The sequence below is a fragment of the Microbacterium sp. Leaf351 genome (assembly GCF_001423825.1).
In the GTDB taxonomy this organism is placed as follows: domain Bacteria; phylum Actinomycetota; class Actinomycetes; order Actinomycetales; family Microbacteriaceae; genus Microbacterium; species Microbacterium ginsengisoli.
The window spans coordinates 207,539-210,556 of sequence record NZ_LMPK01000015.1; the positions used below are offsets into that span (position 1 = coordinate 207,539).

Sequence of the window (3,018 nt, forward strand, 5' to 3'; positions counted from 1 at the left end):
GACTCTGCTCTACACGCTGCGCGACGGCGACGGCTATTCACTCGTGCACTGGGCGACCCTCTTCGATCCCGCGAGCGCATACCTGCTGCGCCCGTTGTGGCTCGCGATCGGCAACTCGCTCATCATCGCGGTCGTCACGGTGGTGATCGTGCTCGTGTTGCTCGCACCCACGATCGTGCTCGTGAACCTGAAGTTCCCCCGCCTGCGCCGGGTGTTCGAGTTCGTCGCGCTGCTGCCGATCTCGATCCCCGCGATCGTGCTCGTGGTGGGGCTCGTGCCGGTCTACCTGCAGATCGGACGCACCATCGGCACGGCCCCGTGGACGCTCGCGTTCGCCTACGGCATCACGGCGCTGCCTTTCGCGTTCCGCTCGATCCAGGCGTCGGTCGACGCGATCGACCTGCGCACCCTGACCGAGGCCGCGCGCACGCTCGGGTCGGGGTGGCTCACCGTGCTCCTTCGCGTGCTCGCGCCGAACCTGCGTCCGGGGCTGCTCGCGGCATCCCTTCTCACCGTCGCCGTCGTGCTGGGCGAGTTCACGATCGCGTCGATCCTGAACCGCCAGGTGCTCCAGACCGCGCTCCTCGTGGTCGGAAAGACCGACGCCTATCTGCCGGCGATCTTCACCCTGCTCTCGCTCGCAGCCGTGTTCGTGCTGCTGCTCGTCATCGGCCGCGTCGGACGCGACCGTTCCGAAAGGACCCGCTCATGACCTCCGATCTGCGAGCACTGCCGCGCACCGGCGACAATCTGCTCCTCGCCGCTCAGGGCGATGGCACCCGCGTCGAGTTCCGCGGCGTCACGAAGGACTACGGCACGACGCGCGTACTGCACGGGGTCGACCTCGACATCGCGCCGGGCGAGTTCGTCTCCCTGCTGGGTCCCTCGGGATGCGGCAAGACGACGGCCCTGCGAGTGCTCGCCGGCCTCGAGCGTGAGACCTCGGGGGCGGTTCTGCTGGGCGAGAAGGATGTCTCGTCGGTGCCGACCAACAAGCGCGACATCGGCATGGTGTTCCAGGCCTACAGTCTCTTCCCGCACCTGCGGGTCGTCGAGAACACGGCCTTCGGCCTGCGCCGCCGCGGCGTGGGCAAGGCCGAGGCGACGCGACGCGCGACCGACGCGCTCGCGCTCGTCGGGCTCGACCACCTCGCCGATCGCTTCCCGCACCAGCTGTCGGGCGGTCAGCAGCAGCGCGTCGCGCTCGCCCGCGCGCTGGTCACCGAGCCGCGCGTGCTCCTGCTTGACGAGCCGCTGTCGGCGCTCGATGCGAAGGTGCGCGTGCAACTGCGCGACGAGATCCGCCGCATCCAGTTGCGCCTGGGCATCACGACGCTGTTCGTGACGCACGATCAGGAGGAGGCGCTCGCCGTCTCCGATCGCATCGCCGTGATGAACGCGGGTCGCATCGAGCAGGTGGGCACGCCTGAGGAGCTCTATCTGCGCCCGGCGAGCGCGTATGTCGCCGGCTTCGTCGGCCTGTCGAGCGCCGTTCCGGGCCGCGCGACCGGCACGAGCGTCGATGTGTGGGGCATCCAGCTTCCGGTACAGGGCGAGCCCGTCGTCGGCGAGGTCGACGTGTTCGTGCGCCCCGAGAACGTGCGGCTCGTCGCCCCCGGCGACCATGCGGTGCCGGCGATCGTGCAGGAGAGCACGTTCCTCGGGAGCTTCCGCCGCACCCTCGTGCGCACCGCCGACGGCTCCCTCGTGCGCCTGCAGCATTCCGCCGGCGACCGCGTGGAGTTCGACGAAGCAGTGCATCTGACGATCGACGCCGTCCCGGTGTCGGTGCGTCCGGCGGCCCCCGACGCGTGAGACGCCGTCCGTCGCCGCGTCGGGTGCACGGCGCGGCGGCGGGCGCGGTACGCGCGGGTCAGACCTCGAAGTCGACCGAGAGCCGGGACGCCACGACGCTGCGGATGTAGCCCGCGGCCTCCTGGTGGGCGGGGTGCGTCTGATACGCCTCGAGTCCGGCGAGATCGTCGACGTCGATGACGACGGCGACATCGGCGTTCACATCGGCGTAGGCCACGTTCGGTCCGGCAGAGATCGCCCGGATCGAGGGAACCACCCCGTCGAGGGCGAGCAGGCGACGCGCGACCTCGGCGGCCTGCTCCGCACGCTCGGCGGGATCTGTCGCCGCGAGCGTCCAGGCGACGACATGCCGCAGGGTCACGAGGCGCTCACCGCGTGGAGCGACTCGGTCACCGCGTCGCGCAGCCGCTCCGGCGCGACCCGCCAATGGGCGTGCACGCGGCCGTCGATCAGCACGACCGGGATCTTCTCCCACCAGAGGTCGAACAGCTCGGGATTCTCGAGAATGGATGCCTCGGCCACCACGACACGGTCGGCGTCGGCGTCAGGCAAGTCGGCGACGACCTGCTCGATGACGCCGCGAGCGACGTCGCAGAGGTGGCATCCGTCTTTGCCGATGAGGGTGATCTCGGTCACGGGGTCATCCTAGGAAGAGGGGCGGACAGTGCCCGGTCACTGCTCCACGGCGAAGCCGGCCGAGACCCACTCGCCCGTGCCGCCCTCGACGTTGGTGGCGTCGTAGCCGCGTGCCTCGAGGGCCTGCACCGCGCGGGCGGATCGGCCGCCGAGCTGGCAGATGACGTTGAACGCACCGTCGGGCAGCGCGTCGAGGTTGTCGCCGAGCGTGGACAGGGGGATGTTCACGGCGCCGGGCACGTGGCCGGCGGTGAACTCGTCGACCTCACGCACGTCGACGAGGGGCACGTCGGACTGCTCGTGGAGCTGCTGCACGGTGATGGACTTCATGCTCTGAAGCGTACTGGGCGCGTGCGCCCGGGAAGACCGCCCGGAGCAAACACGAAGCGCCCATCCTCACGGACAGGCGCTTGTGTCAGTACCGCTGGTGCGGCGGCCGCTCACTTCTTGTTGCGGCGCTGGTGGCGAGTCTTGCGAAGCAGCTTGCGGTGCTTCTTCTTCGCCATGCGCTTGCGGCGCTTCTTGATGACAGAACCCACGGAAAACCTCACTGGTCGGCGGTTTGGG

6 protein-coding genes are annotated in these 3,018 nt (G+C 69.8%); 2 read left to right on the plus strand and 4 right to left on the minus strand.

The window, feature by feature from the left end; all coding sequences use genetic code 11:
* Both ASG00_RS06675 and ASG00_RS06680 read left to right on the plus strand, forming a co-directional pair.
* Nucleotides 1-712, plus strand: a 712-nt coding sequence (locus ASG00_RS06675) for an ABC transporter permease (protein WP_056207826.1), incomplete at its 5' end; no start/stop codon positions are given.
* Complete coding sequence (locus ASG00_RS06680) at nt 709-1,815, plus strand: ABC transporter ATP-binding protein (protein WP_045247738.1); 1,107 nt, start codon at nt 709-711, stop codon at nt 1,813-1,815. The genes ASG00_RS06675 and ASG00_RS06680, both read left to right, overlap by 4 nt.
* Before the next feature lie 58 nt (nt 1,816-1,873).
* On the opposite strand, the gene ASG00_RS06685 is transcribed toward ASG00_RS06680, so the two are convergent.
* From ASG00_RS06685 to ASG00_RS14440, 4 genes are all read right to left on the minus strand, one after another.
* Nucleotides 1,874-2,176, minus strand: a complete 303-nt coding sequence (locus ASG00_RS06685; RefSeq protein WP_045247737.1) for a Dabb family protein — start codon at nt 2,174-2,176, stop codon at nt 1,874-1,876.
* Nucleotides 2,173-2,451, minus strand: a complete 279-nt coding sequence (locus ASG00_RS06690) for a glutaredoxin family protein (protein ID WP_045247736.1) — start codon at nt 2,449-2,451, stop codon at nt 2,173-2,175. Before ASG00_RS06690 ends, ASG00_RS06685 begins: the two co-directional genes overlap by 4 nt.
* A gap of 36 nt (nt 2,452-2,487) precedes the next feature.
* Nucleotides 2,488-2,781, minus strand: coding sequence for a rhodanese-like domain-containing protein (locus ASG00_RS06695; RefSeq protein ID WP_045247735.1), 294 nt, complete (start codon nt 2,779-2,781; stop codon nt 2,488-2,490).
* A 110-nt stretch (nt 2,782-2,891) separates the two neighbouring features.
* On the minus strand, nt 2,892-2,990 hold the full coding sequence (locus tag ASG00_RS14440) for a 30S ribosomal protein bS22 (RefSeq protein ID WP_003792170.1): 99 nt from the start codon (nt 2,988-2,990) through the stop codon (nt 2,892-2,894).
* Between the last annotated feature and the right edge of the window lie 28 nt (nt 2,991-3,018).

Bases quoted from the DNA above. Each gene is read 5' to 3' on its own strand.
- ASG00_RS06680 (WP_045247738.1), top strand. From the start codon at position 709: ATGACCTCCGATCTGCGAGCACTGCCGCGCACCGGCGACAATCTGCTC.
- ASG00_RS06695 (WP_045247735.1), bottom strand. From the start codon at position 2,781: ATGAAGTCCATCACCGTGCAGCAGCTCCACGAGCAGTCCGACGTGCCC.